At 47.4% G+C, this 25,395-nt stretch carries 26 protein-coding genes; 14 read left to right on the top strand and 12 right to left on the bottom strand.

The window, feature by feature from the left end; genetic code table 11:
• Nucleotides 1-82: 82 nt before the first annotated feature.
• From NC981_RS10740 to NC981_RS10730, 3 genes are read right to left on the bottom strand one after another with little or no spacing between them, the layout of a single operon-like run.
• Nucleotides 83-2,509, bottom strand: a complete 2,427-nt coding sequence (locus NC981_RS10740; RefSeq protein WP_348243223.1) for a DUF3656 domain-containing protein — start codon at nucleotides 2,507-2,509, stop codon at nucleotides 83-85.
• Nucleotides 2,510-2,553: 44 nt separating this feature from the next.
• Entirely contained in the window at nucleotides 2,554-3,996 is a 1,443-nt protein-coding gene (cls, locus tag NC981_RS10735; protein ID WP_348242828.1) for a cardiolipin synthase, read from the bottom strand.
• Between the two features lie 8 nt (nucleotides 3,997-4,004).
• The gene (locus tag NC981_RS10730; RefSeq protein WP_190377473.1) at nucleotides 4,005-4,835 is read right to left on the bottom strand and encodes an endonuclease/exonuclease/phosphatase family protein; all 831 of its coding nucleotides are present in this window, start codon (nucleotides 4,833-4,835) and stop codon (nucleotides 4,005-4,007) included.
• A gap of 162 nt (nucleotides 4,836-4,997) precedes the next feature.
• Between NC981_RS10730 and NC981_RS10725 the strand changes: the two genes are divergently transcribed.
• The 5 genes from NC981_RS10725 (at nucleotide 4,998) to NC981_RS10705 (ending at nucleotide 8,556) form a co-directional block, all read left to right on the top strand.
• Nucleotides 4,998-6,305, top strand: coding sequence for a glutamate-5-semialdehyde dehydrogenase (locus NC981_RS10725; protein WP_348242827.1), 1,308 nt, complete (start codon nucleotides 4,998-5,000; stop codon nucleotides 6,303-6,305).
• Nucleotides 6,268-6,558, top strand: coding sequence for a hypothetical protein (locus tag NC981_RS10720; protein WP_348242826.1), 291 nt, complete (start codon nucleotides 6,268-6,270; stop codon nucleotides 6,556-6,558). Before NC981_RS10725 ends, NC981_RS10720 begins: the two co-directional genes overlap by 38 nt.
• The gene (locus NC981_RS10715; protein WP_348242825.1) at nucleotides 6,533-7,450 is read left to right on the top strand and encodes a 2-oxoglutarate and iron-dependent oxygenase domain-containing protein; all 918 of its coding nucleotides are present in this window, start codon (nucleotides 6,533-6,535) and stop codon (nucleotides 7,448-7,450) included. The genes NC981_RS10720 and NC981_RS10715 overlap by 26 nt, the downstream gene beginning before the upstream one ends.
• 193 nt (nucleotides 7,451-7,643) lie before the next feature.
• Nucleotides 7,644-7,991, top strand: a complete 348-nt coding sequence (locus NC981_RS10710; protein ID WP_348242824.1) for a hypothetical protein — start codon at nucleotides 7,644-7,646, stop codon at nucleotides 7,989-7,991.
• A 7-nt stretch (nucleotides 7,992-7,998) separates the two neighbouring features.
• A complete protein-coding gene (locus NC981_RS10705) occupies nucleotides 7,999-8,556 on the top strand; it encodes a DUF1802 family protein (protein ID WP_348242823.1) in 558 nt (185 codons plus the stop codon).
• On the opposite strand, the gene NC981_RS10700 is transcribed toward NC981_RS10705, so the two are convergent.
• Nucleotides 8,557-9,822 carry an HD domain-containing protein gene (locus NC981_RS10700; protein WP_348242822.1) on the bottom strand — a complete coding sequence of 422 codons (1,266 nt, stop codon included), beginning with the start codon at nucleotides 9,820-9,822 and terminating at the stop codon, nucleotides 8,557-8,559.
• On the bottom strand, nucleotides 9,819-11,063 hold the full coding sequence (gene ctpA / locus NC981_RS10695; RefSeq protein ID WP_348242821.1) for a carboxyl-terminal processing protease CtpA: 1,245 nt from the start codon (nucleotides 11,061-11,063) through the stop codon (nucleotides 9,819-9,821). The genes NC981_RS10700 and ctpA overlap by 4 nt, the downstream gene beginning before the upstream one ends.
• Before the next feature lie 262 nt (nucleotides 11,064-11,325).
• Between ctpA and petB the strand changes: the two genes are divergently transcribed.
• The 4 genes from petB to NC981_RS10675 all read left to right on the top strand — a co-directional run bounded on the left by petB (nucleotide 11,326) and on the right by NC981_RS10675 (nucleotide 14,342).
• The gene (gene petB / locus NC981_RS10690) at nucleotides 11,326-11,973 is read left to right on the top strand and encodes a cytochrome b6 (protein WP_348242820.1); all 648 of its coding nucleotides are present in this window, start codon (nucleotides 11,326-11,328) and stop codon (nucleotides 11,971-11,973) included.
• Between the two features lie 105 nt (nucleotides 11,974-12,078).
• Entirely contained in the window at nucleotides 12,079-12,561 is a 483-nt protein-coding gene (gene petD / locus NC981_RS10685) for a cytochrome b6-f complex subunit IV (protein WP_190377482.1), read from the top strand.
• A gap of 78 nt (nucleotides 12,562-12,639) precedes the next feature.
• Nucleotides 12,640-13,260, top strand: coding sequence for a Uma2 family endonuclease (locus tag NC981_RS10680; protein WP_348242819.1), 621 nt, complete (start codon nucleotides 12,640-12,642; stop codon nucleotides 13,258-13,260).
• An 89-nt stretch (nucleotides 13,261-13,349) separates the two neighbouring features.
• Nucleotides 13,350-14,342, top strand: a complete 993-nt coding sequence (locus tag NC981_RS10675) for an ABC transporter permease (protein WP_348242818.1) — start codon at nucleotides 13,350-13,352, stop codon at nucleotides 14,340-14,342.
• Here the strand turns inward: NC981_RS10675 and NC981_RS10670 are convergent.
• The 3 genes from NC981_RS10670 to NC981_RS10660 all read right to left on the bottom strand — a co-directional run bounded on the left by NC981_RS10670 (nucleotide 14,339) and on the right by NC981_RS10660 (nucleotide 17,113).
• Nucleotides 14,339-15,517 carry a methyltransferase domain-containing protein gene (locus tag NC981_RS10670; RefSeq protein ID WP_348242817.1) on the bottom strand — a complete coding sequence of 393 codons (1,179 nt, stop codon included), beginning with the start codon at nucleotides 15,515-15,517 and terminating at the stop codon, nucleotides 14,339-14,341. The two genes, NC981_RS10675 and NC981_RS10670, sit on opposite strands and share 4 nt — an antisense overlap.
• A 71-nt stretch (nucleotides 15,518-15,588) precedes the next feature.
• Complete coding sequence (hppD, locus tag NC981_RS10665; RefSeq protein ID WP_348242816.1) at nucleotides 15,589-16,677, bottom strand: 4-hydroxyphenylpyruvate dioxygenase; 1,089 nt, start codon at nucleotides 16,675-16,677, stop codon at nucleotides 15,589-15,591.
• Nucleotides 16,678-16,975: 298 nt separating this feature from the next.
• Nucleotides 16,976-17,113, bottom strand: a complete 138-nt coding sequence (locus NC981_RS10660; RefSeq protein WP_348242815.1) for a hypothetical protein — start codon at nucleotides 17,111-17,113, stop codon at nucleotides 16,976-16,978.
• A 162-nt stretch (nucleotides 17,114-17,275) separates the two neighbouring features.
• Between NC981_RS10660 and NC981_RS10655 the strand changes: the two genes are divergently transcribed.
• Nucleotides 17,276-17,533, top strand: a complete 258-nt coding sequence (locus tag NC981_RS10655) for a hypothetical protein (RefSeq protein ID WP_348242814.1) — start codon at nucleotides 17,276-17,278, stop codon at nucleotides 17,531-17,533.
• Here the strand turns inward: NC981_RS10655 and NC981_RS10650 are convergent.
• Nucleotides 17,530-18,294 (bottom strand): tetratricopeptide repeat protein, encoded by a 765-nt coding sequence (locus NC981_RS10650; protein ID WP_348242813.1) that lies wholly within the window; start codon nucleotides 18,292-18,294, stop codon nucleotides 17,530-17,532. The genes NC981_RS10655 and NC981_RS10650 overlap by 4 nt on opposite strands.
• A 678-nt stretch (nucleotides 18,295-18,972) precedes the next feature.
• Here NC981_RS10650 and NC981_RS10645 point away from each other — a divergent pair.
• A complete protein-coding gene (locus NC981_RS10645; RefSeq protein ID WP_190377489.1) occupies nucleotides 18,973-20,148 on the top strand; it encodes an NDP-sugar synthase in 1,176 nt (391 codons plus the stop codon).
• A 109-nt stretch (nucleotides 20,149-20,257) separates the two neighbouring features.
• Here the strand turns inward: NC981_RS10645 and NC981_RS10640 are convergent, their stop codons facing one another.
• Complete coding sequence (locus NC981_RS10640; protein ID WP_348242812.1) at nucleotides 20,258-21,046, bottom strand: 2-phosphosulfolactate phosphatase family protein; 789 nt, start codon at nucleotides 21,044-21,046, stop codon at nucleotides 20,258-20,260.
• 290 nt (nucleotides 21,047-21,336) lie between these two features.
• Between NC981_RS10640 and NC981_RS10635 the strand changes: the two genes are divergently transcribed.
• Nucleotides 21,337-22,269, top strand: coding sequence for a phosphoribulokinase (locus NC981_RS10635; RefSeq protein WP_190377491.1), 933 nt, complete (start codon nucleotides 21,337-21,339; stop codon nucleotides 22,267-22,269).
• On the opposite strand, the gene NC981_RS10630 is transcribed toward NC981_RS10635, so the two are convergent.
• Nucleotides 22,266-22,460, bottom strand: coding sequence for a hypothetical protein (locus tag NC981_RS10630; protein WP_348242811.1), 195 nt, complete (start codon nucleotides 22,458-22,460; stop codon nucleotides 22,266-22,268). The genes NC981_RS10635 and NC981_RS10630 overlap by 4 nt on opposite strands.
• A gap of 110 nt (nucleotides 22,461-22,570) precedes the next feature.
• The gene (locus tag NC981_RS10625) at nucleotides 22,571-23,071 is read right to left on the bottom strand and encodes an N-acetyltransferase (RefSeq protein WP_348242810.1); all 501 of its coding nucleotides are present in this window, start codon (nucleotides 23,069-23,071) and stop codon (nucleotides 22,571-22,573) included.
• A 289-nt stretch (nucleotides 23,072-23,360) separates the two neighbouring features.
• Here NC981_RS10625 and groES point away from each other — a divergent pair, with 289 nt between their 5' ends.
• Together groES and groL are read left to right on the top strand one after the other, a co-directional pair.
• On the top strand, nucleotides 23,361-23,672 hold the full coding sequence (gene groES / locus NC981_RS10620) for a co-chaperone GroES (protein ID WP_348242809.1): 312 nt from the start codon (nucleotides 23,361-23,363) through the stop codon (nucleotides 23,670-23,672).
• A gap of 50 nt (nucleotides 23,673-23,722) precedes the next feature.
• Nucleotides 23,723-25,363, top strand: coding sequence for a chaperonin GroEL (groL, locus tag NC981_RS10615; protein ID WP_348242808.1), 1,641 nt, complete (start codon nucleotides 23,723-23,725; stop codon nucleotides 25,361-25,363).
• The last annotated feature ends 32 nt before the right edge of the window (nucleotides 25,364-25,395 follow it).

Here is a 25,395-nt window from a genome sequence, read left to right as displayed (position 1 = left end):
TACGAAATTTACGATCGATCCTCCGTCTACCACAGGACAGAAGCAGAAGATTTCAGGACTTGGAGAAAACTTATCAATTGCATCAACCCAATGTGCCGCGTGTAACTCCAAGCTGATTTTGCAGTTTTAGATCGCGCCAAAGTTGTGCGCCTGTGATTTCTCCGTTTAGGAGTTGACGATAGCGATCGATAGTTTGTGTAATTTGATGACTAGATTCGTTGAGGAATTCGATTCTAAATCGTTGTGCGCCACATTGTTGTAGGTGATGTAAGAACTCTGCTCCGGTTTGTGCGGTTCCGTTGAATACGGTATTACGGCAGCCTGCATCAGCCTGTAAAATGTGTTCGATTCCGGTACGATCGCGCAATTTCACTTCATGCTGTTCACAAGGTCTGCCGCAGTTCGTGAAGTCCGTGCCTTCTGAGAGAAATGCACAGAAGACACAATGCTCCATATGAAACATCGGAATGTGTTGGTGAATGGTGATTTCAAGCCAATCGGAGGGACAGCTTTTAATGAGGTGTGTCAGTTGTTCGATATTGAGGTCATACGAAGCGCTGAGGCGTTCTAGACCGAATTGTTTGAAGTAATCGGCAGTAATAACGTTAGCGACATTGAGCGAGAAGTCACCGATTTTGCGATCGTCCTTGAAGTACTTCAAGTGATCATAGTTGCGGATTAAGTATCCGTCTGCATTTGATTTGCGAACTTGGTCTAAAATCCACTGTTCACCAGGCTTTGTAATTCTCGGTGGTGCCACCCAAATTTCTGCATCTGAAGATTGGCGGGTTAACTCAACTGCTTGCCGATAAGCACGAGGATCTTCAAATTCGCAGTAAACAGTTTGAATTCCTGATTTTAAGACGGTTTCTAGTTGTTTAAGATTGCGGACGAGAACAATTAATTCTGGTGTTTCAGATTGTATTATCGCTTTTGGTAATAAGTCTTTGAGCGATCGCGCCTCATCCAATTGCCATTGTTTCGGCTGAATTCGGAGTTGTTCTAATCGATCGACCATTTCCCGCCGCATTCGATTCAGTTCACTCACTGGAATCATTGCGGCATCAGTTAGGCGATTCTCTAATTTACCGAGCTTGAATGGTGTGTTTCCTAGCCGTCCGAATTGTTCCTGTAATCGCTCTGTTGTTAAAGGTTTTGAATGCGCTTCAACTAATTGCATCTCGGATTCAACGCGGGTAATATGTCCCACTGAATCTCTAGCGATCGCAATCAAAGCCTGCCCGATTTCACCATGAATTTCAATCTCAATAGGGCGCTGAAACTTCGGTTGATCGCCTGCATAAGTTTGGCGAATTTGGCGATCGAGATCCGGATCGCTCGTTTTCCAAATCAAATCGCCGGTACTGATGCGACGCAAATTTAACTGATCGCGTCCGAAGGTGAGAATTGTTTTTCCGTTGTGTTGATCGACTGCATAAATCCGTCCGCCTTCTTCTTTAGCTTCTGGATGTCCCGCATCGAAGACAACGCCATCACCGGGTTTTACTGGGGCTTGTGCGGCGATCGTAATCTGTTCTCGGCGAATATCAACGACTTCACCGAGATAAACGCCGCGCTTCTTGCCAAATCTTGCATGGACGAGTTCTTGATTATTAATTCCGTTAAACCATCCCGTATGCAATCCGCGTGAAAATGCCATTTCTAAGTTGTAGCGTTCAGCATTTACATCAGCGATCGCTTGATCAAGTGCATTTCTATAAACTCTAGTGACATTCGCCACATATTCAGGGGCTTTTAACCGTCCTTCGATTTTGAGACAAGACACGCCCGATCGCACCAGTTCCGGCAGTACATCTAATCCGGCTAAATCTTGAGGACTGAGCAAATACCGTCGATCGCCTAAATTTACCGTTTGCTCGTCTGCAATTAACTCATACGGCATTCGACAGGCTTGAGCGCATTCTCCCCGATTCGCCGATCGGCCCCCCAATGCTTCACTGGTCAAACACTGCCCCGAATACGCTACACATAATGCACCATGTACAAACACTTCAAGTGGTAGCGTGATGTTGTTGTCGTTTAACTGCTTTTGAATCTTGTTGATTTCTTTGATCGAACATTCCCGCGCCAATACGACCAACTGACAACCGAGTGACTTTGCAAACTCGACTCCTGCTGCACTCGTCACCGTCATTTGAGTCGAACCATGAATCGGAAAATCTGGCGATAAGTGGCGAATCAAGCGACAAATTCCAATGTCTTGCACAATCACTGCATCGACACCGGAAGTGATAATCGATCGTAAATATTGTTCTGCTTCAGCTAATTCATTCTGAAAAATCAACGTATTTAGCGTGACGTAACCTTTTACGCCGCGCCAGTGTAAAAACTCCATTAACTCTGGCAGATCCGATTCTGTAAAGTTTTCTGCTCGCATTCGTGCATTGAACCGATCTAACCCAAAGTAAATTGCATCTGCGCCATTCTCGATCGCAGCCTTAGCGCATTCCCAATTTCCAGCAGGTGCAAGCAGTTCTGGAGTTTTCATCACATCAATCAGCAAGAGTGCAGATCGCGATCGTAGCAGGTCGATTACAAGATCGGGGCAAATAATCGCGCAATCCGCGCCACTAACCGAAACCACAATGGACGTTTCTGATAGTCTCCAGGTTCAACTAAGCGACAGAGTTCTAAATCGTCTTGCAGCATTTTCTCAACCGATCGCACAAACTCCTGATTCAGCACAAACACGGTGACTTCAAAATTCAGTTGGAACGATCGGTTATCCAAATTAACTGTGCCAACTCCAGCGATCGCATCATCCACCAAAATGATTTTTTGGTGCATAAATCCAGGCTGATAGCGATAAATCTTCACACCCGCAGTTTGCATCTCGTTGTAATACGAAAACGCGCAGAAATACACCATGAAATGATCTGGACGATTTGGCAGCAAAATTCGCACATCGACTCCACGAATCGCGGCAAGTTTGAGTGCGGTTGCGATCGATTCATCCGGCACAAGATAGGGACTCGCAATCCACAACCGTTGTGTTGCTTGATTGATCACATTCAGGAAAAACAACGTACAAGCGGGAACATGATCCGCAGGTCCCGTCGGAAATACGAGCGCAGTTTGGTTAAACTCTGGTTTCGGATCAATGTTCCATTGCACTTTGGGAAGGCTTCGCGTTGCCCAAAACCAGTCGCCTAAAAAACTTCCCTGTAGACATTTCACCGCAGTTCCTTGCACTCTCATGTGCGTGTCGCGCCACGGACTTAAGGGCGGTTTGTAGCCGAGATACTCATCTGCAATATTCAATCCACCGACAAAGCCGATCGCACCATCGATGATCAAAATCTTGCGGTGATTGCGAAAGTTAATTTGCCAGCGGTTTCCCCGTCCTGTTGTGCTTCTAAAGGGTTTGACTTTCACGCCTGCTCGACGAAGCGATCGGAGATATGATCGAGATAATCCCCGCGTGCCAATTCCATCGTAGAGCAAGTACACTCGGACACCCTGAGACGCTTTCTGAATTAAGGCTTTGCAGAATTCATGCCCAATCTCATCATCATCTAACGTATAAGTTTGCAGCAATATATAATCTTTTGCTGATCCAATTGCAGATAGCATTGCTGCAAAGGTTTCCATTCCATTCAGCAACAATTCAAAATGATTTCCCGTTGTGAATGGAATCGTTGTTAACGTATCTGCTAACTTTTGCAGCGAAGCGAATTCTTTGGGTAATTCCGTTTTGTATTCTAAAGCTTCTTGATAAACCTGTTGAGCCAGCGTGTTGTGTTCGACATAAGCGGCATGAAGCGCTTCCGCATAGCCATAAAATCGATTGCGTCCCAAAACCCAGTAGGCTGGAATCGCTAACCACGGAAACGTCAAGAGTGAAATACTCCAAGCCACCGCCCCACGCGACGATCGCACCGTCATCACGGCGTGACCCGCATTGAGGATTCCTAGAACATGAACAACAATTGCGACAATGCTAAAGATCTGAACGGAACCACCGACATCGACCATAGCTTGACTCAGAGATGAAACTCAACCAGCATCGGTTTATGGTCAGACGATTGAATGTGATCGAGAACACGCGCTGCTAGATAATTCTGTCGCAATCCGCGATAGAAAATATGATCGAGCGGTGGAGACAGCAAAAATCGCTTGATTTTTTGAGCATCGGTTGCTGGAAACTCTGCTCTGATTAAACCGAGCCTGCGCGTCATCTTATCAAGCATCTGCCACCTGGATCGATTCCAAGTATTAAAATCCCCCGAAAAGATGACTGCTCCAGAATGATGCGCGATCGCGCTTTCGATTTCGTGCAGTTGCGCCTTGAACTTCTCTAACTCGACAAAATTAATTAGGTGCGAGTTAATCGTCAGCAAGGTTCCTTCAGCAAACGGATGCTCTGTGACCAGAGAAACCTTTGGAGTATTTGAGACAGGTTCAAAATGCTCAGTGACTAGCGCTCGGTGAGCCACACTGGTCGATTGGGAGCCAGTTAAAACCCCTGCATAAATGTTGTGATACTGGTCGATAAAGTTCGGTGCGAAACTCCAGCTTAATTCTGCCAGCTTAAAATTTTTGGAGTGAGCGCACAAACTGAATTCTTGCAGAAAAACCAGATCGGGACGGTAGCGATCGAGAATCCAATCAAAATCGATTTGCCAAGCACGATCGTCATTATTCTTAGCAATGTTCCAATTCAGCACCCGAACCGCTTTTTCGTTTAATGGTGCAGTTTGGTGATGATGGTGATGAATAACGGTTTCATCGGTGCGGACGAATCGATAAAGGGGCAGCAAGTTTTTGAATGGAACGCTACTTGCAAAGCCAGATTCGGACTCTAACTTGATCATTGTTGATTTCCGGATGCAACCGTTTGTAAATCAATCTTAATCTTGATCGCAGCTTTCAGCTTAGCATGCCGACAAATCTCGCTGGATAAAGGCGAGAACATCCCTGAGACGCTGAGCTAAGAATGTATTACGCTGGAAACTGTCGCGAATCGGATTTTTGTCATGACTGCTTCTGTTGCTTCAGTTTCACTCACCACACTCGCACAGCAAACCCAAAATGCAGCGCGTCAACTTGCGGTGCAGCCAACTGAGAAGCGAAACGAGGCAATTACGAAGATTGCCGATGCGCTCGAAGCGAATGCAGCAGAAATTTTGGCGGCAAATGCGGCGGACTGTGAGGCAGCAAAGGCAGAAGGAATTTCTTCGGCGCTGTATGCGCGGTTGAAGTTGGATGAAGCGAAATTGAAGGGCGCGATCGTGGGGGTGCGCGATGTTGGTAAATTAGCCGATCCGATCGGAGCCGTTCAGATTCATCGTGAACTAGATGAGGGTTTGATTCTCAAGCGGGTGACTTGCCCATTGGGTGTGCTGGGCGTGATCTTTGAGGCGCGACCGGATGCGGTGATGCAGATTTCGAGCCTTGCGATTAAGTCGGGGAATGGGGTCATTCTCAAAGGCGGCAAGGAAGCGATTCGATCGTGTGAAGCATTGGTAAAAGCGATTCATCAGGGATTGGTGAATGCAGGAATTGATCCGGCTGCTGTGCAATTGCTGACAACACGCGAGGAAACACTGGAGTTATTGAAACTCGATCAATATGTGGATCTGATTATTCCACGCGGATCAAATTCGTTCGTGAAATTTGTGCAGGATAATACGCGGATTCCGGTGTTAGGTCATGCTGATGGAATCTGTCATTTGTACGTTGATCGTGCTGCCGATATTGGAAAAGCGATCAACATTGCAGTCGATTCTAAAACGCAATATCCTGCGGCTTGCAATGCGATCGAAACGTTGTTAGTGCATTCTGCGATCGCGTCGGAATTTCTGCTCGAAGCGGTTTCAGCATTTCAAGCCAAGAATGTAGAACTGCGCGGAGATGAACGCACTCGCGAAATTCTGAACATTGCAGCAGCAACCGAGGCAGATTGGTCAACAGAATACAGTGATTTAATTCTGGCGATTAAGATTGTTGATTCAACCGAAGACGCGATCGCACATATCAATACTTACGGATCGAAACATACGGATGCGATCGTGACTGAAGATGTAAAAACTGCACAGTTGTTTATGAATCAAGTTGATGCAGCAGGCGTGTATCACAACTGTTCGACGCGATTTGCCGACGGTTTTCGATATGGGTTTGGAGCAGAAGTTGGAATTAGCACGCAGAAAATGCCGCCGCGAGGTCCGGTTGGACTTGAAGGATTGGTGACTTACAAATATCAATTAGTCGGGGATGGACAAATTGCGGCAACCTATTCGGGCGCAAATGCGAAACCGTTTACGCACCGAGATTTGTCGATTTAATCAACAACAAATTGCTCAACTCAATCACGCAATTGCTCAACTCGATTCAACAGGTGCAAAATCAAGTAACGCAATTGCTCAACTCGATCGCGGAAATTCTGATCTTGATCACGGAATTTCTCAACTTGATGCGGAATTTCTGATCTTGAGCGCAAAATTCCTCAACTTGATTCAGCAAATGCAAAATCAAGTTATGCATTTGCTGAATCAATGGAGAAATTACAACAATGCACCAACCAATTCCGGTCGCTGATCTCCAATCCTTTCTATCCGACGATCCAACTCAGCAACAGAATTTCGTGTTGACGATCGGCAAGGCTTTAGAAGACATTGGCTTTTTTGCATTGATCAATCATGGGGTCGATCGCACCCTGATTCAACGCGCCTATCAACTCGCCGAAGCATTCTTTGAACTACCCGCAGACGTGAAATTACGCTACGAAGATCCGAGCCTGAATGGACAGCGAGGATTTACGCGATTTGGCAAAGAACACGCGAAAGATTATCCTGTCCCGGATCTCAAAGAATTTTGGCACGTTGGACGCGAAAATCATCTCCTGAATCTTGACCCGATCGAAGTTCCTGAGTTTCGCTCAACCATGAATCAGCTATATGCCCAACTCGAACACTGTGCTGTCAAATTGCTCGAAGCTTGCGCCTTGTATTTGGGGGAGCAGCGATCGTTTCTCAGCGATACGACGATCAATGCAGATACGATTCTGCGAATTATTCACTATCCGCCCATTCCAGAGGATGTCGATCCCGCGAGTTTACGATCGGCTCCCCACGAAGACATCAACCTGATTACCTTGCTATGTGAAGCAACCGAAAGCGGGTTAGAACTCTTACAGCGTGACGGAACTTGGAGAGCAATTCCGAATGTCGAAGGTCAAATCATTGTCGATAGCGGTGATATGTTGCAGCAACTCACCAATGGACTACTCAAAAGTACAACTCATCGTGTTGTGAATCCAGGAGATCGATCTCGCCGATTTTCGATGCCATTTTTTGTGCATCCCACCAGCAAAACCGATCTTACGCCGCTTCAGGGCTGCATCGATCGTACAGGCGGCACTATCAAATTCCCTAAAATCACCGCGGGCAAATATCTACAGCAGCGACTTGCCGAAATCGGGCTGAAATAAATTAGCCACCCGCCGCAAACGTTGCCATAATTGCCACAGAAAGCAAAATCCCAGGGATTAGCATCACAACCAGCATCAATAAATCGTGAGGGGTCATTTCTCATCGCTCCGAACTTTTGAGTCATCTTTATTCTAAGAAATGCGATCGTGATGTTTTACTACCCAAAGATTGAGAAACCCTTAAGGTTAGACGATGAGTAACTTTTCCTTTGACGACCTGCAAAAGAAAGATTTGCTGACAGCTCTAGGGCTGTGGCTTGTGGTAGAGGCGGTCAGTTTTGTGCTATTTCCCACGCTTGGATTGATTAATCCGGGCGCTAGACTGAGAACGTGGTTTTTGCTGAGTCTCCCGTTTGGCTTGGGTGGGGCGGCGTTAGTGAGTATGAGTTCTCAGTTTGTGGCACAGGTAGGCGATCAACCCAGAAAAAAGCTATCTTCGCTCATTGGGCAGTTTGGTGGTTGGATTGGACTTGCAGGAATCATGTTTCCGTTTTTCGTGGTGTGCTTAGAGTTTTTCTCAACGCTAGATTTACCGAGATAAAACAGTTATGCAGCAGGCACTCAAGGAATGGTCGATCGCAATTAAAGCTTTGGAGCAGGGAGAAACAATTTTGCTGCTTCGCAAAGGTGGGATTCGCGAGGAGAAGGGACGATTTGAGGTGCCATTTCGTCGAGTGTTACTATATCCAACCTACGAGCATCAAGACCCTGCCTTACTCAAGCAACCGAATTTAGTCGATCGTGTTGAATCTGGTTGGCATCCCGAAACGATTGAGATAAGTTCGATCGCCGACATTACTGATGTGCTTCAAGTGAGTGATGCGGATGTGGTGCGATCGTTGCTGCCATTTCACATCTGGAACGATCGATTTGTCGAAGAGCGATTGAAGTGGAAGCCGCGATCGCCGTTGTATTTACTGTTGCTGCGAGTGTTTCGCTTGCCGCAACCGCAAAAGATTGCATATCAAGAAGCTTATGGTGGATGTCGATCGTGGATTGAAATTGAAGATGTTGCGGTTGATCAGACAATCCCGGTGCTGAGTGAAACGGAATATCAGGAGCGGGTGAGTAAGATTCGATCGATAGTGGAGCGATCAATATCTTAATCAAAGTGACAAGCTCGTTTTCTCTACAAAGTTTTTGACTTTTGTATCAATCTCACGCAGATAAATCAACCAAACGTTTTGAATCGGCTGAGTCAACGTTTGCACCAGTGCCGAAAGCTCTCCAATTTCTCGCAATCCAGCCGTTGTTTGAATATTAATTCCACGATCGTACAGCGTATATCCCCGCTTCACAGCAATTCTTAAACCGCAATAGACTGACGAATCAAATCCCGCCTGATCTGTCCAATATTGCGCCTTTTCTAGCAATAACGCTCGACCGCTCTCCTCCAACTGCGAAATATCCAAAGCCTTCAGCAAATCTCGGTTAAGAAAACGTCGAGACAAATCCGCCAAAATTGCATCCTCGTGCGTTTGCCACTGTTGTAAATGATAGATAAACGTTCCATCATCTGTAGCTAAATATTGCGCTAACCCAATTTGATTACACTCTTGATTTAGCCAAGCTTTTACGTTCTGATCCGCATTCAAGTTACCAAGTTTGAATTGATATCTTGCCTGCTCAAACACCTTCAACAATACCCAAGTTGCCGCCACATTTTTACGATGGTTATACACCTGAGCATACATAAAATAACGCACGATCAAATAATGCTCGATCGCCGCCATTCCCTTACGCGCAACCACTAATTGCTGCGTCACCGGATCGTATCGCAACGCCATCAAAATTCGATCGAGATCAATCCGCCCGTAAGATGCCCCAGTAAAGTAACTATCTCGCATTAGATAATCAATGCGATCGCAATCTAACTGGCTCGAAACTAACTGCCAAATCAACGGCAGCGGATATTTCTTCAGTAAAACTGCTTCAATTTGATCAATAAAATCTGGCGAAACACGATCGAACAATTCCCGAATCGGCTCCGACTCCCGCACAATCCGCCGCGTCCAAACCTCATGATCGCTGCCAAAAATTTCCTCAGCCGTATGGCTAAACGCACCATGACCAATATCATGAAGCAACGCTGCACACAGCAGCACCGTTCGATGCGGCGCAAGCTGTGGATAATCCCGCGCCATGCGGTCGAATGCCCGTCTTGCCACCGCCATTACGCCCAATGAATGCGTAAATCTTGACCCTTCCGCCCCGTGAAACGTCAAACTGGCAGGACCTAACTGCCGAATCCGCCGCAATCGCTGAAACGCAGGAGTATCAATCAATTGAATCAAAAGCGCCTCAGTCGAATCGCTCCAGTTCAGCGCGATCGCTCCATGCAGCGGATCATGATAGACGCGCTCAAAGCTCACTTCGCTCCTGCCACAAGAGAAGTCTCAGACAACATATCGATCGCCGCTTGATACTGCTTATCCAACGGTGTTCCAATCTGCTCGATCGTCATCGACTGATCCAGAGGCACAATGCGATCGGGCTGAATTCCTAAACGGTTAATATCTGTGTGATTAGGTGTCTCATACTTCGCAACCGTCACCGCCAACCCTGCACCATCTGATAAATCAAACAGCGATTGAATCAAGCCCTTGCCAAAGGTCTTTTCACCCAAAATCGTTGCCCGTCCGTTATCTTGCAACGCTCCCGCCAAAATCTCGCTCGCACTGGCAGTCCCTTGATTGACGAGCACGACCAGTGGATCTTGAGTTAAGGCTTTGCCCGTCGCCTCAAAGCTGCCGATCGTCCCTTGGCGATTCACGGTATAAACAATTTCGCCCTCATTCAGCCACAATCGCGCAATTTCAATTCCCGCATTCAGCAGTCCACCCGGATTGTTTCGCAGATCGAGAACATAGCGATCGACTCCATCGCGCTCCAGTTTTGAGATCGCATGAGCCACTTCCATCGTTGCGTTCGCGTTAAACTGACTCAATCGCAAATACCCAATCTTTGATCCATCGGCTTGTGGACGCAACTCTGCAATTACTGGATTCACCTCAATGCGATCGCGCACCAAATCAAACTCGCGCTCACCTCCATTCTCGCGAGCGATCTTCAAAGTGACATGACTCCCCACAACACCGCGCATTCTTTCGGCGGCTTCATCAAGGCTCAATCCTTCGGTGGTCACATCATCAATTTTTAGAATCTTGTCCCCTGCAAGAATCCCGGACTTTGCAGCAGGAGAGCCCACGATCGGCGAAATCACCTTCAGTCGCTTCGTTTCCACATCCAGCGCAATCTGCAATCCGACACCCGTCAACTCACCGGACGTACTCGTTTGCAGACTGCGATACTGATCCGGCTTTAATAGCCTGGTAAACGGGTCATCCAGCACCGCCAGCATCTGCGAAATCGCGCCATACGTTGCTTCTCGATTCGGCATCGATTGCTTCAGAGACTTCTCTCGTAGCGCCCACCAATTCTTATGATTGAACGTCGGATCAACATACGCCCGATCGATAATTCGCCACACTTCGTTAATTAACTTCTGCTCCTCGGTCAGCGCTGTTGCAGGGGCTGCCATCAACAAGAGCGCAGCCGCGATCGACAATCCAATGATTGTCAGTGAGCGAAGCCAAATGAATCGTTTTTCCATAGCGATCGATAGTAGCGCTAAATCCAGCAATTTGAAGGAGCAAAATCCCAGTATGATTCACTTTGCCAGAGAAGACCAAATCCGACAAAAGTTTTGCGAAACGAAATTATTCTTCACAAAGGCTTAAGCTTACCGATCGCTGGTCAAACCCCTACGAAATCGGCAAAAACCCTGATAAATTGCCTCTTCGTGCCAAGAAATCCGCCTTATGGATGTGTTACATTTTTTATGAACAGCAATCATCTTTAGGAACGCTTGCTTTATGGCAAATGTGTATGACTGGTTCGATGAGCGCCTCGAAATTGGAGCGCTTGCCGAAGACGTAACCAGCAAGTACGTGCCTCCCCACGTCAACATCTTCTATTGCTTGGGCGGCATTACGCTGACTTGCTTTTTGATCCAGTTTGCGACTGGATTTGCAATGACTTTCTACTACAAGCCAACCGTTGCCGAAGCATTTTCTTCCGTTCAGTACATCATGAACGAAGTCAACTTTGGCTGGCTCATTCGCTCCATTCACCGCTGGTCTGCCAGCATGATGGTGTTGATGATGATTCTGCACGTGTTCCGCGTATACCTCACCGGTGGCTTCAAAAAGCCGCGTGAGTTGACCTGGGTAACGGGTGTCGTTCTTGCCGTCATTACCGTTTCTTTCGGTGTGACTGGCTACTCGCTGCCTTGGGATCAAGTGGGCTACTGGGCGGTGAAAATCGTGTCGGGTGTGCCTGAAGCGATTCCCGTTGTTGGAACCCTGATTGCAGATTTGCTGCGGGGTGGTGCAAGCGTCGGTCAATCGACCTTAACTCGCTACTACAGCGCTCACACTTTTGTCTTACCTTGGTTGATCGCCGTCTTTATGTTGGCGCACTTCCTGATGATCCGAAAGCAAGGAATTTCAGGTCCGTTGTAAGGAATTTTTGGATTCGGGACTTTAGAATTGCGCTTAAGATAAGTTTAAAGTCTCGAATTCAAAAGTGTTTAGCTGATCTCTAGAGTTAAGGAGAACCTTTGTTAAATGGCAACGATTAAAAAGCCGGATCTTAGCGATCCTCAATTGCGTGCAAAGTTGGCGAAAGGTATGGGTCACAATTACTACGGTGAACCTGCTTGGCCCAACGATTTGCTGTATATTTTCCCGGTCGTGATTTTGGGCACGATCGCCCTGTGCGTGGGTTTAGCAGTGCTTGACCCTGCTATGAACGGTGAGCCTGCAAATCCATTTGCAACGCCGCTCGAAATTCTACCTGAGTGGTATCTGTACCCCGTATTCAACATTCTGCGCCTGGTGCCGAACAAACTCTTGGGTGTTGTGTTGATGGGTTCTGTACCTCTGGGCTTGATCGCCGTTCCGTTTATCGAAAACGTAAACAAGTTCCAAAATCCCTTCCGTCGTCCGGTTGCGATGGCGGTATTTCTGTTTGGAACCTTCGTAACGATGTGGCTCGGAATTGGCGCAATCTTCCCGGTAAGCCAAGGTTTGACCCTCGGATTGTTCTAAATCGATCTGAATCAAAATTTGATGCCTGCTCGATAGTTTGAAGAAATTCAAGCTGTTTGGCAGGCATTCTCTTTAAGCATGAATGGGAAAATTTTTAATGAATCAAGCTATTGCACAAGAACAGCGCTCTACACACCAGAAGAATATTTAGATTTAGAAGCAACTGCTGAATTTAGAAGTGAATACGATAACGGAGTGATTACCACAACGACAGGCGGAACCACAAATCATCATAGAATCTGCCGAAATTTGTGTACTGCTCTGGCCATTGGATTGCAAGGACAGAACTTTGAAGTTTTCATTTCAGATGTGAAGGTTTGGATTCCAAATTCCCAAAAGTTTCGCTATCCCGATCTTATGGTGATTGCTGGAGAGCCTGAATATTCTCTCAATCACAAAACAACTGTGACCAATCCACAAGTCGTTATTGAGGTACTCTCAGATTCGACGGAAGAGTTCGATCGAGAAGATAAATTCAAGCTGTATCAATCGATTCCATCACTTCAAGAGTATCTTCTGATTGATCAGAATCAGATTGCGATCGATCACTTCTACAAAACGCAACCGAAACACTGGCAGATTGATCAATTTGACGATCAAGATACTGAAATTCAACTGCGAACCCTACGGGGAGCGGAGCTACCGGTTGAAGCCACATTGTTAATTGCCGATATCTACGAAAAAGTACAGTTTAGTTAAGTCTGAAAAGAAGCTAAATTTTTTACCTTGCCGACGAGTGACATTTGATAGAGTAAGCAAATCTACGCGGTTTCAAAGCTTTTTTGATTATGGATGCGGCTCAACTAATTCCCATTTTTGCAACAGCGATCGCCACTTCAACGCCTTTAGTCTTTGCTACGCTCGGAGAAACGATCGGAGAGCGAGCGGGAGTAATTAACCTCTCGGCAGAAGGCACAATCTTAATGGGTGCGATGACGGGATTTGCGATCGCGAAAACGCTCGAAGCGACCGGAACGGTTCCAAGCTTAATTATCGGATTTGTGGGAGCGGGATTGGTCGGAGCGGCGATCGCGCTGATTGTGGCATTTGGGTCGCTGACTCTGAAACAGTCTCAAGTGGCGATCGGGTTTGTGTTAACGCTATTGGGTGCGAGTTTGTCGTCGTTTCTTGGAAATCCATTTGTGCGAATTCCGGGGCCAACGGTGCCGAGTTTTCGGTTGCCGCTATTGCAGGATATCCCATTGATGGGGCAGTTGTTTTTTCAGAGTGATTTGCTCGTTTATCTCAGCTATTTGGCGATCGCGCTCGTTTGGATTTATTTCTACCGGACTCGCGCTGGATTGATGTTAAGAGCGATCGGAGAACAACCGAATGCGGCATTTGCGAGAGGAACGAATGTCGTTTTAATGCGCTATATTTACACGCTGATCGGGGGCGCAATGATGGGAATGGCTGGGGCAGCATTCTCGCTAAATTTTAAGGCGGGATGGAGTCAGTTGCATACAGCCGGATATGGATGGATTGCGTTAGCGATCGTCATTTTTGGCGGCTGGAATCCGCTCAGAGTTGCAATTAGCTGTTATTTATTTGGCATTTTGCAATCGCTGGCGGGCGTGGCTCAAAGTACGATTCCAGATGTTCCGACTCAAGTGTTTACCGTTGCACCATTTCTATTGATGATTCTATTGTTGGTTTTTACTTCGAGCGATTGGTTAGAGCGATTGCTAAAACTATTACCTTCCCCGATCGACAACACGGCCTCAGAACTGATTCGGAGTACGCCACCTGCCGCGTTGGGGAAGGTATTTGAACAAGATTAACAGCAGCTTGAAGAGCTACAGTCGCCATTGGATTGGTCGATCGTTTCGCGATAATCTGCACCTTTAGTCACACCCGGATCACGAAAGGTATCGCTAGAGCAATCAAATGGTTTTGCTACCTCGAATGAAACTGAATCACGCGGCGGAATCGGAATGATATCAGAATGATAAGCACCCTTGGAATTGGTGTAGATTTGAAACGTTTTATCGCACACTGCCATGCGTTCACCCCGATAGAGGGTGTGTCCGTCGTCATCTTGCACCGACTTCCAAGGGCCGCGATAAATTACAGCTTGATTGCGCTCCCAACATTCGCCTTGTTTCCCCTTGAACGCTTGAACGGTGAGCGATCGGAACTCCACGCCATCAATGACCTGCCACGGCTCAGTCTGACGCGCCAGAATTTCGATTCCATAAAATCCCGCCTGCTCAAACATTTCGAGAAACTCATTTTCACGGAATGCACCCGCAATACAGCCGCTCCACAGTTCCGGATCGTTCAAAATCTTCTCGGTCGGAGCTTCATCACAAACAATATCTGAGATTACAGCGCGTCCACCACGTTTGAGAACACGAAAAATCTCTTGAAACAATTGTTTTTTATCTTGAGGACGAACAAGATTGAGAACACAATTGGAAATTACAACGTCAACGCTATCTGTTGCAATTAAGGGTTGAGTTTGACGTAAGCGATCGCACTCTGTCTCAAACGCCGCAACCTGGTCTACAGAATGGATTGGATGCTGTTCTAACCACTGTTGTACCAGGTCTAGATTCAGCGCTAGGTCTTGAATTTTGCCTTTCACAAATGCGACATTCTCATAGCCTAGCTTCTCGCTTATTGGTGCAATATATTTGCGTGACAAGCTGAGCATTTCATCGTTCATATCCACACCGATGATTTTTCCGGCTGCGCCGACTTTTTGTGCCAAAATGTAGCAGTTTTTTCCGGCTCCAGAACCCAGATCAACGACCGTTTCGCCGGAGTTTACGTAGCGAGTGGGATCGCCACAGCCATAGTCTTTCTCGATGATTTCTTGCGGCAGAATTTCTAAGTAGCGCTGATCATAACCATCCGTTGGGCAGCAAAGCGAGGCTTGAGGTTGCTGTGCGCCTGCTGCATAGCGCTCTCTTACCGCTTGTTCTACGTCGTAGGAAAGTGTCGTATCGGTCATGCTGGTAGCTCTCAATCACTGGGATCTAGTTTAGAGAATACAATCGACGAAACACCCCCCGATCGCAGTTTCTAAAGATTTCCGCGTAAGGCTTGTTCCCGTTCGATCGCTTCAAACAACGATTTGAAATTTCCTTCCCCGAACCCTTGCGCTCCGTGCCGTTCGATGATTTCAAAAAATAAGGTCGGGCGATCTTGCACAGGGCGGGTGAAAATTTGCAGCAAATAGCCTTCACGATCGCGATCAACTAAAATTCCCAGTTCGGCTAATTGGTCGATCGATTGATCAATCTTGCCAATTCGCGCTTCTAAATCTGCATAGTACGATCGGGGAACGCTGAGAAACTCAATTCCTAGGTTTTTCAGCTTCGTCACCGTATCAACAATGCTGTGAGTGAGATAAGCGACATGCTGAACTCCCGCGCCGTGATTGTATTCTAGAAATTCTTGAATTTGAGATTTTCCTTTGCCGATCGCAGGTTCGTTAATGGGAAGTTTGATCGTACCTGTGGCATTCTGCATTACAGAGGAAGTGAGTGCAGAATACTCGGTTGTAATCGTTTTGTCATCAAACTGTATTAATAGACTTAATCCTAAAACGTTCTCAAAAAACTTTACCCAGCGATTCATTTGTCCTTTCTCAACGTTCCCAACAATGTGGTCAATCTTGATTAATCCAGCATCTGTATGAGATTGAGTTAGACGTGGAACAAATTCTGGAGCAAAAACGCCGTGGTAACGATCGCGTTGCACAAATTTAATCAGCGTATTGCCATATCCATAAATTGCAGCATAGCGATAAGTTCCCATTTCGTCTGATTCTTCGGTCACTGGCACTGCTATCAGAGCGCCCCGTGCCATGCTGGTTGCAAAAGCTCGATCAACATCCATCACCCTCAACGCAATAATCGCAACATGATCGCCGTGCTTAGCAGTTTTAAGCGCGATCGGATGATCTGAATCAAGCGCAGAACTCAACACTAAGCGAATTTCGCCTTGCTGCATGACATAGGAGGCAACATCACGGGTTCCAGTGTCGAGTCCTCGATAGGCGATCGACTGAAAGCCAAAAGCGCGGTCGTAAAACATCGCAGCTTGTTTTGCATTGCCGACATAAAGTTCTAAATGATCGAAAGCTTGAATCGAAACAGCATCACTCATGCACACCGTCACTCATAATTGAAGGCGACATCACAGAATTATAAAAATTCATATCATTCCGCAGCAAATAACCCTAGTTTTTTATCTAAAAATGTAGAACCAGACTGAAAATCAGTCTAGTGGCTTTATCAGGCTATGAGCAAATTTAAGACAATAAATATACCTTTAGAGAGATTGCCAAAGCTTTGTACTATTGTGCAAATTGACGTGAACTAATTTCAACACTCGATAATTCAGCTTCGTATGAAGTTCTTGATAACTTTAAAGTTGATGTTGACAATCGCTTTAGCAATCTCACTTATACAGATTTTGCGTAGGTTTGGAATTCGATCGTTTGTAGCTGTTTCTGGTGCTGTTCTAAACTGAACGCTTTAACTTCTGGTTGAGCTTGCGTCGTTTCACGCTGAGATTGAGTTGCTTCTGCACCATTATTCATAAACAGAATGTCCGTCCGTTGAAAACGATCTTAAAACTACTCAAATCTTGGACACTAAACGCATGCTCAGCACTAGCCACGACGATCGCATTTTCTACTCCACAGTTGTTCTAGAATTCATCGTTCCTAATGGTAACAAAGCAGCGTTTCGCAAATGGAGGGATGATCCAGATAAAACTGTTTTCGACCTATGATTGGTTAAAATCGCTGCAATCGTGGTCACCTGCGGTCGTTACGCTGGTCAACAATATCATCATTTCTTCGCTACTCACCTGGGCAGTGATGCCGCAGATGACAAAACAGGTGAATTTCTGGCTACAGCCTGCCTTCCCCGATTCTGGGCGAAAAACAGACCTGATTGGAACTGAGATCGTCTTTATTGCCTTCGCATTTATGGTTTCGCTATTCAGTCGAATCTAATTCGTCAATTCCTGCATCCAGCGATTGACCTGCATCCGCAATCTCTTTTCCGCAATGTCAGCTTCCGGGATGCGCTCTAGGGCGCGGTAATAATCCGCGATCGCAAAATTCCAGTCGCCTGCTAAATGATGTGCCCGACCCCGCGCTCCGTAGAGATGTGCCTCTAGCACCGAGTGATCATTCAGCGGCGAGGAAAGCAGTTGCGTAATTTGCAGCGCCTGTTCAAAATTCTCAATCGCCTGCGAATACAGTTCGAGATCGCGAAACGTAATTCCCTGATTCAGCCAAGCGCGAATATTGGTCGGATCTAGATCAATTGCTCGATCGTAATCTGTGATCGCTTCGATTAAAAGCCCCTGAGAGGCGTAGTAATTAGCGCGGTTGTTGTAGGCACTCGCAAGTTTAGAATTGAGGCAAATTGCCTTGTTATAGTCTTCGATCGCTGCGTCCAAATGCCCACACTGGAAATGCACCAACCCGCGATTATTGTAGTCGGTTGCATTTTCAGGATTGCGATCGATCAAAATGGTCAAACCTGCAATCGCTTCGAGATAGTGACCTTGTTTCGCATCCGTCAGGGATTGCTGGCGCAGTAAGCGATCCTGAGCAACGGGATCAAGCCAGACCGTTTGCGAACGGGTGGACTTTTTGGGCGATGAGCGATCGGCTTTCAGAGAGCGACGACTCACCGCATTCGCACGACCCACATTCACAGTTCGTTGTTTCGATTGCTTGCCATCTAAAAAAGTCCGACCGTTCATACCATCCTCACCATGTCTATGAACTAAACTTACCGACTTACCCCGCTGATGTTTACTGCCCAAGTGCCATAACTGAATATGTCCACGGTCAGATCTTGCGTTTCTTCTCCGTCTTTGGAGCCATTTCCCTGAGCGGATTCTAAGCCTCAGTAATTCCTACACTGCTGATTGATTCGATTTCTGAAACAGCCAAATCGTTCACGAAATCCTGGCGCTTTACAGAAACTTTGTATTAACTTTGCATGATCTTGAACTTTCCCCCGTATAAACACGAACATGCCAACACTCGAAAGATAATCTGTAGAATGGCGATACTGTCTGCGCTTATGCCAAATTTCAAATTGACCCAGGCGAAGTTGATCGCTCACAAAGTGACAGACTCGATCGCAAAACCAAAGCTCTAAAACATTTGCACTGTTAGAACGCTGGAGCGATCAGCGATAATGCAAGAGAGTTTTCTGAACTCGATCGCGCTTTCAGAACATCTTGGAGAAAAACTGAACTTTCAGACGAATTCAAGATCAAACGGGATACGGTAGGGTTGACATAATCTTTGGGCTTCTAGAGCTTGATCGCGCTCTAGGGGCTTGTGATTGAAGCGAGTTTGGCGCGAAATTGTCCAGTTATAGTGTGCGATCGTATGAACATTGACGGCGTAGGGTTGGAGACAAACAATTTATGAAAGCCATGATTCTGGCGGCTGGGAAAGGCACACGGGTTCGACCAATTACGTACACGATTCCTAAGCCGATGATTCCGATCCTGCAAAAACCAGTGATGGAGTTTTTGCTGGAGTTGCTACGTCAACACGGCTTCGACGAAATCATGGTGAATGTGAGCCATTTGGCGAATGAGATCGAAAGCTATTTCAAAGATGGGCAGCGTTTCGGTGTCCAGATTGGCTATTCGTTTGAGGGTCGGATCGTAGACGGAGATCTTGTGGGCGAGGCAGTCGGCTCAGCAGGCGGGATGAAGCGCATTCAAGACTTCTCCCCCTTCTTTGACGATACGTTTGTGGTACTTTGTGGCGATGCTCTAATCGATTTGGATCTCACAGCAGCAGTGAAGTGGCATCGGGAGAAAGGATCGATCGCGACGGTGATTATGAAAACGGTCGATCGATCAGAAGTTCCAAGCTACGGTGTAGTTGTAACCGACGAAGACGGCAGAATCAAGGCATTTCAGGAAAAACCATCGGTTGAAGAAGCCTTAAGCACGAATATCAATACCGGGATCTACATTTTTGAACCCGAAGTTCTAGACTACATTCCATCCGGTGTTGAGTTTGATATCGGTAGCCAGTTATTTCCGAAGCTAGTGGAAATGAATGCACCGTTCTATGGATTGCCGATGGATTTTGAATGGGTCGATATCGGCAAAGTTCCAGATTATTGGCAAGCCATTCGCGGCGTTCTCAAAGGCGAAATCAAAAATGTTCCGATCCCAGGACGTGAAGTGGCTCCGGGAATTTACACGGGGCTAAATGTGTCAGTCAATTGGGACAAAGTGGATATTCAAGGCCCGGTTTACATTGGCAGCATGACTTGTATCGAGGACGGCGCGAAAATTGTAGGCCCTGCAATGATTGGACATAACTGCTGGATTTGTAGCGGTGCGACCGTGGATAACAGTGTCATTTTTGAATGGTCGCGTTTAGGGCCAGGAGTGCGATTGGTCGATAAGCTGGTCTTCGGGCGGTTCTGTGTAGACAAGACAGGCGCAACGATCGATGTCCAAGCCGCTTCACTCGACTGGCTGATCACCGATGCGCGTCATGAAGTGCCAAGACATCCCGCCGCAGAACATCAAGCGATCGCGGAACTGTTGAATGTCGATACCAAGGTTGCAACTTGAGACCCTTACCCTTAAAATTGCCGCGATCGTGAACGAATTAGCCCCCCTAAATCCTGCAAAATCGGGAATTTAGGGGGGCTAAATGGTTGTTTAGAGATGCTTGAAAGAGTTATCTCGAAGCAGCATTAGAGAGCGTTCGGTCAAGCAGTGGACGCACCAACGCTTGATGCTTTACCAAGGTTCCAATCTCAGCTTGAATCGGCAAAACATCGAGCGAATCGAGCGTTGAACAATATTTCAGATCTTCCATGCAGTTCAGCCGCAGCAATCGCTTACCGTGGCTTGCGTGATACATCAAGCTCAGCAAGTTATCTTGCCACTGTTGGTAAAGCGAAACCGCGCCAACCAGTTCATCATTACCGACCAAATCTTCGAGCGGGCAGCCCAGTTGATCCGCCACGCTTTGCACGATCGCACCCGCACAGACGGTATCTTCGAGCGCGAATGATCCTTCCCAGCCAGCCCCGACGATCCAAACCGTTTCGGGTTGATGCTCGACCAGATATTTCACGACAGCGTGACGATTAATCAATGCCGCTGCCAATACAGTCGGACAAGCTTGAATTTTCTGGAGGGCGCGAGTTCCGTTTGTGGTGCTAATAAACAGTTGTTTTCCGCTCATCAAATCGGGCGTACAGTCGAGCGGCGAGTTACCGAGATCGCAGCCTTCTACCTTACTTCCGCCTCGTTCTCCTGCCCGTAAACGCTTCTCCGGGGGTAGCGCCTCGCTTTCTTGGACGAGCTTCTCCATATCGCTGAAAACATGAACTGCATCCGCTCCAGCAAACAGAGCAGTCGCGATCGTGCTGGTTGCTCGCAGTACATCAATCGCGATCGCACAATCAGCAGCGTTTTGTCCAGGTGTGAGTTCGGGCGTGTGGAATACTGAAAATTTCATAGGGTGTAGAGTGTAGTGACTGCGGCAGGAAAACTTCAGGTGAAGAGGAGTCGCCGCTTTCAGGATACTAAATACAAAGACAGAAGACGAAATATATCTTAGCGGGGTTGTTATAGATTCTACTCAATGATACCTCAAAGTGGCTATTGGAAATATAATATGCAGCATTGCTTTCGTTCGCTCCATTTGCGCTTCGAGGAGTCGTAATGATTCTTGAGCAAAACTAGACTCCCTCACCGCTTAGGATGTTTCTAGAGTCAAACCTAATTCTCGAAGGTGTAGAAGCGATCATGTCACAGCGCCCAATTATTCTTGGTATCGTTGGCGATAGTGCGGCTGGGAAGACGACGCTAACTCGTGGAATTGCTCAAGTGCTGGGTGAAGAGAACGTAACGATCATTTGCACCGATGATTATCACAAGTACGATCGCGCTCAACGCGCTCAGATTGGCATCACTGCCCTGCACCCGGACTGTAATCATCTAGACATTATGCAGCAGCATTTAGCGCTGTTGCGATCGGGTCAGCCCATTCTCAAGCCAAATTACAGCCACAAGACTGGAACGTTTGAAGCCCCCACCTATATCAAGCCGAATCGCTTCATCATTATCGAAGGCTTGCTAGGGTATTCGACTCGTACAGCCCGCGATTGCTATGACGTGAAGGTATACCTTGCGCCGCCAGAATCCCTGAGAGCGCAATGGAAAATTAAACGCGATACGCAAAAACGGGGTTACACCGAAGAGCAAGTTTTAGAAGAGTTACGCAAGCGCGAACCGGATTCAGCCGAGTATATTCGTCCGCAACGGGCTTGGGCGGATATGGTCGTCAGTTTTTGTCCACCGGAGCCGTCTCCGAATGTGAATGGTCACTTAAATGTGAAATTGGTGCTACGTCCTACGATTCCGCATCCGGAGCTGACGCGAGTGGTTGGGGATGACGCACCCACACGATCAGCGATTCGATTGGGACTCGATCGCGATATGAGTAAACCTGTCGATGTGTTGGAGATTGACGGACACGCAACAAAAGATCAGGTTGTGGATCTAGAGCACTTTATTTGCGATGAGCTTCCGGCACTGTCGAATGTGTGCAATCCGACTGGTGATACTGAACTCGGGAAGGTATCGGGAACCACGGGCGAGATGATCCAGAGCTATCCCTTAGCCATGACGCAATTGTTGATTGTGTATCACATGCTCAAGGCAACGAAAGCGCTCTAAGGTTGGCTTTCGACATCAGGCGATAGGCTGACGGGCGGACGTTCGATTTCTCCTTCGCTGTAGCCCAGATCGTAAAAACTGGCGGCTTGTGGGTCATGCTCTGGGGGATTCTTCGATCGACCCGCCCAGGCATCCTCTTTTCCACGATCGAACCAGTCTTGGTCAAGCATAGTATCACTACCACTCAGCATGATTAGATTGCTCCTGATACGAACTTTGACCCAATTTAAATTCTTGCAAGCGTGAATGTATCACCCCAATGGTGAGTTATCGAGAAGCTGACTGAATCCTATTGAGATCATTATTCCAGAGCATTAAACTCCGATCGATATCTCACAATTCCCTCGCAGCTATCTAATACACCGCTTTCTAACTCCAGCACCATAAACGCTTCATCTGGGACTGTGTACTCACATCTCAATCCCTTACGCTTAGCTGGAATAAACCCAAAGCGCGAATAATATTCAGGATGACCTAGCACGACAACCGCTTTGCAGCCTAAGCGATCGCACTCCGTTAAACCCTGTTGAATCAGCAATGTTCCAATGCCTTGTCGCTGATAATTGGGTAGAACTGCGACCGGTGCAAGTCCGAAAATAAATAGAGCAGTGTTGTCGATCGCAACTGGACTAAAGAAGATGTGCCCAACAATTTGATCGGATGCAACTGCAACAAGGGAAAGGGTTGGGGTAATGGGGCGCAATCGATCGACTAAATCTGCCTCTCCCGATCGCCCAAACGCAGCAATATTTATTCGACGGACTGCTTCGATATCTTCCAGTCTTTCCGCTCGAACTTGCATAACACCCTTAAAACAGCAATCTCTCAATCAGAATACCTTGAGCAGCCCGATAATCGTCATCGTTCCTTCCGCAACCCCTTCGTTCGGTAAGCCGTACTCTTTCTAAAGTTGCATTCGATCGCTGGCTTCGCTAAATTAGCACTCAGGGAGCGAGAGTGCTAACTCAAAACTCCAAAAGCCTGTAGACTGGTAAACGTTGAAAAAAACCGACAGGCGACCCGGTTGAATCATGTATTCAGCCGCAAGTATTTGATCGTTTGTTGCTCATCTAGATTGTTGGAGGATTTGTATGGCAGCCATCTCTCTTAGCGTGTCCACCGTAACACCGTTGGGCGATCGCGTATTCGTGAAAGTGAGCGAAGCTGAAGAAAAAACCGCAGGCGGCATCATCTTGCCCGACAACGCTAAAGAAAAGCCCCAAGTTGGCGAAATCGTAGCGGTTGGTAATGGCAAGCTCAACGAGAAGGGCGAACGTCAGCCCATGGAAGTGCAAGTCGGTAATAAAGTGCTGTACTCCAAGTATGCCGGAACCGACATCAAACTCGGTGGCGATGATTACGTTTTGCTGTCTGAAAAAGACATTCTGGCAGTCGTTTCATAGTTTTCTTGACTCTCTCTTTTCTGTAAACCTTACAAAGCTTTCAACACACTATGGCTAAGCGCATCATCTACAACGAAAACGCTCGTCGCGCTCTGGAGCGCGGTATGGACATCCTTGCCGAAGCCGTTGCTGTCACTCTAGGCCCTAAAGGTCGCAACGTGGTTCTGGAGAAGAAGTTCGGCGCACCTCAGATCGTGAACGACGGTGTAACGATCGCCAAAGAAATCGAACTCGAAGATCACGTTGAAAACACGGGCGTTTCCTTGATTCGTCAAGCAGCTTCTAAAACCAATGATGCGGCTGGAGACGGAACCACGACTGCAACCGTTTTGGCACACGCGATCGTCAAAGAAGGAATGCGGAACGTTGCCGCAGGTGCAAACGCAATCCTGCTGAAGCGCGGCATGGACAAAGCAACAACCTTCTTGGTAGACAAGATTGCTGCTCATGCGCGTCCAGTTGAAGACTCAAAAGCGATCGCACAAGTCGGTACAATCTCTGCCGGAAACGATGAAGAAGTCGGTCAAATGATCGCGTCCGCAATGGATAAAGTCGGCAAAGAAGGCGTAATCTCGCTGGAAGAAGGCAAGTCGATGACGACTGAACTCGAAGTCACCGAAGGGATGCGCTTTGACAAAGGTTACATCTCGCCCTACTTCGCAACCGACACCGAGCGGATGGAAGCAGTGATGGATGAGCCGTTCTTGCTGATCACCGATAAGAAGATCACCCTGGTTCAAGACCTCGTTCCGGTGCTCGAACAGGTGGCGCGTGCAGGTCGTCCGCTGATCATCATTGCAGAAGACATCGAGAAAGAAGCACTGGCAACTTTGGTTGTGAACCGTTTGCGCGGTGTGCTGAACGTGGCTGCGGTGAAAGCTCCTGGATTCGGCGATCGTCGTAAGGCAATGCTCGAAGATATCGCAGTTCTCACGGGCGGTCAGTTGATCACTGAAGATGCAGGTCTGAAGCTCGACACCACCAAACTCGATCAGTTGGGTAAAGCGCGTCGTGTCACCATCACTAAAGAAAACACGACGATCGTTGCAGAAGGCAATGAAGCACAAGTGAAAGCTCGCGTTGAGCAAATCCGTCGTCAAATGGACGAAACCGATTCTTCCTACGACAAGGAAAAGCTGCAAGAGCGCTTGGCTAAGTTGGCAGGTGGTGTTGCAGTGATCAAAGTTGGTGCAGCAACCGAAACCGAAATGAAGGATCGTAAGCTCCGCCTTGAAGACGCGATCAACGCAACCAAAGCGGCTGTTGAAGAAGGTATCGTTCCCGGTGGTGGTACAACCTTGGCTCACTTGGCTCCGGATCTTGAATCTTGGGCATCGAGCAGCCTCAGCGGCGAAGAGTTGATCGGCGCACAAATCGTGGCTCGTGCATTGACGGCTCCTCTGAAGAGAATTGCTGAAAACGCAGGTCAAAACGGTGCGGTGATTGCTGAGCGCGTCAAAGAGAAAGAATTCAACGTCGGCTACAACGCTGCAACGGGTGAATTCGTTGACATGCTCGAAGCAGGTATCGTTGACCCTGCTAAGGTGACTCGTTCTGCACTTCAGAATGCGGCTTCGATCGCAGCAATGGTGCTGACGACCGAGTGTATTGTGGTTGACAAGCCTGAACCGAAAGATGGTGCTGCGGCTGGCGCTGGTGCTGGCGGCGGTATGGGCGACTTCGATTACTAATTTGAGTCTCTAAAACTGAAAGCGCGATCGTT

Origin of the sequence: Leptolyngbya sp. DQ-M1, assembly GCF_039962505.1 — a bacterium.
GTDB lineage: Bacteria > Cyanobacteriota > Cyanobacteriia > Leptolyngbyales > Leptolyngbyaceae > Leptolyngbya.
Note: the sequence above shows the minus strand (reverse complement) of the source record. Positions and strands in the feature narration are given on the sequence as shown.

Coding starts and splice junctions, on each gene's coding strand:
- NC981_RS10740 (WP_348243223.1), bottom strand. CDS start 2,509: ATGAAAACTCCAGAACTGCTTGCACCTGCTGGAAATTGGGAATGCGCT.
- cls (WP_348242828.1), bottom strand. CDS start 3,996: ATGGTCGATGTCGGTGGTTCCGTTCAGATCTTTAGCATTGTCGCAATT.
- NC981_RS10730 (WP_190377473.1), bottom strand. CDS start 4,835: ATGATCAAGTTAGAGTCCGAATCTGGCTTTGCAAGTAGCGTTCCATTC.
- NC981_RS10725 (WP_348242827.1), top strand. CDS start 4,998: ATGACTGCTTCTGTTGCTTCAGTTTCACTCACCACACTCGCACAGCAA.
- NC981_RS10720 (WP_348242826.1), top strand. CDS start 6,268: ATGCGAAACCGTTTACGCACCGAGATTTGTCGATTTAATCAACAACAA.
- NC981_RS10715 (WP_348242825.1), top strand. CDS start 6,533: ATGCACCAACCAATTCCGGTCGCTGATCTCCAATCCTTTCTATCCGAC.
- NC981_RS10710 (WP_348242824.1), top strand. CDS start 7,644: ATGAGTAACTTTTCCTTTGACGACCTGCAAAAGAAAGATTTGCTGACA.
- NC981_RS10705 (WP_348242823.1), top strand. CDS start 7,999: ATGCAGCAGGCACTCAAGGAATGGTCGATCGCAATTAAAGCTTTGGAG.
- ctpA (WP_348242821.1), bottom strand. CDS start 11,063: ATGGAAAAACGATTCATTTGGCTTCGCTCACTGACAATCATTGGATTG.
- petB (WP_348242820.1), top strand. CDS start 11,326: ATGGCAAATGTGTATGACTGGTTCGATGAGCGCCTCGAAATTGGAGCG.
- petD (WP_190377482.1), top strand. CDS start 12,079: ATGGCAACGATTAAAAAGCCGGATCTTAGCGATCCTCAATTGCGTGCA.
- NC981_RS10680 (WP_348242819.1), top strand. CDS start 12,640: ATGAATGGGAAAATTTTTAATGAATCAAGCTATTGCACAAGAACAGCG.
- NC981_RS10675 (WP_348242818.1), top strand. CDS start 13,350: ATGGATGCGGCTCAACTAATTCCCATTTTTGCAACAGCGATCGCCACT.
- NC981_RS10670 (WP_348242817.1), bottom strand. CDS start 15,517: ATGACCGATACGACACTTTCCTACGACGTAGAACAAGCGGTAAGAGAG.
- hppD (WP_348242816.1), bottom strand. CDS start 16,677: ATGAGTGATGCTGTTTCGATTCAAGCTTTCGATCATTTAGAACTTTAT.
- NC981_RS10660 (WP_348242815.1), bottom strand. CDS start 17,113: ATGAATAATGGTGCAGAAGCAACTCAATCTCAGCGTGAAACGACGCAA.
- NC981_RS10655 (WP_348242814.1), top strand. CDS start 17,276: ATGATCCAGATAAAACTGTTTTCGACCTATGATTGGTTAAAATCGCTG.
- NC981_RS10650 (WP_348242813.1), bottom strand. CDS start 18,294: ATGAACGGTCGGACTTTTTTAGATGGCAAGCAATCGAAACAACGAACT.
- NC981_RS10645 (WP_190377489.1), top strand. CDS start 18,973: ATGAAAGCCATGATTCTGGCGGCTGGGAAAGGCACACGGGTTCGACCA.
- NC981_RS10640 (WP_348242812.1), bottom strand. CDS start 21,046: ATGAAATTTTCAGTATTCCACACGCCCGAACTCACACCTGGACAAAAC.
- NC981_RS10635 (WP_190377491.1), top strand. CDS start 21,337: ATGTCACAGCGCCCAATTATTCTTGGTATCGTTGGCGATAGTGCGGCT.
- NC981_RS10630 (WP_348242811.1), bottom strand. CDS start 22,460: ATGCTGAGTGGTAGTGATACTATGCTTGACCAAGACTGGTTCGATCGT.
- NC981_RS10625 (WP_348242810.1), bottom strand. CDS start 23,071: ATGCAAGTTCGAGCGGAAAGACTGGAAGATATCGAAGCAGTCCGTCGA.
- groES (WP_348242809.1), top strand. CDS start 23,361: ATGGCAGCCATCTCTCTTAGCGTGTCCACCGTAACACCGTTGGGCGAT.
- groL (WP_348242808.1), top strand. CDS start 23,723: ATGGCTAAGCGCATCATCTACAACGAAAACGCTCGTCGCGCTCTGGAG.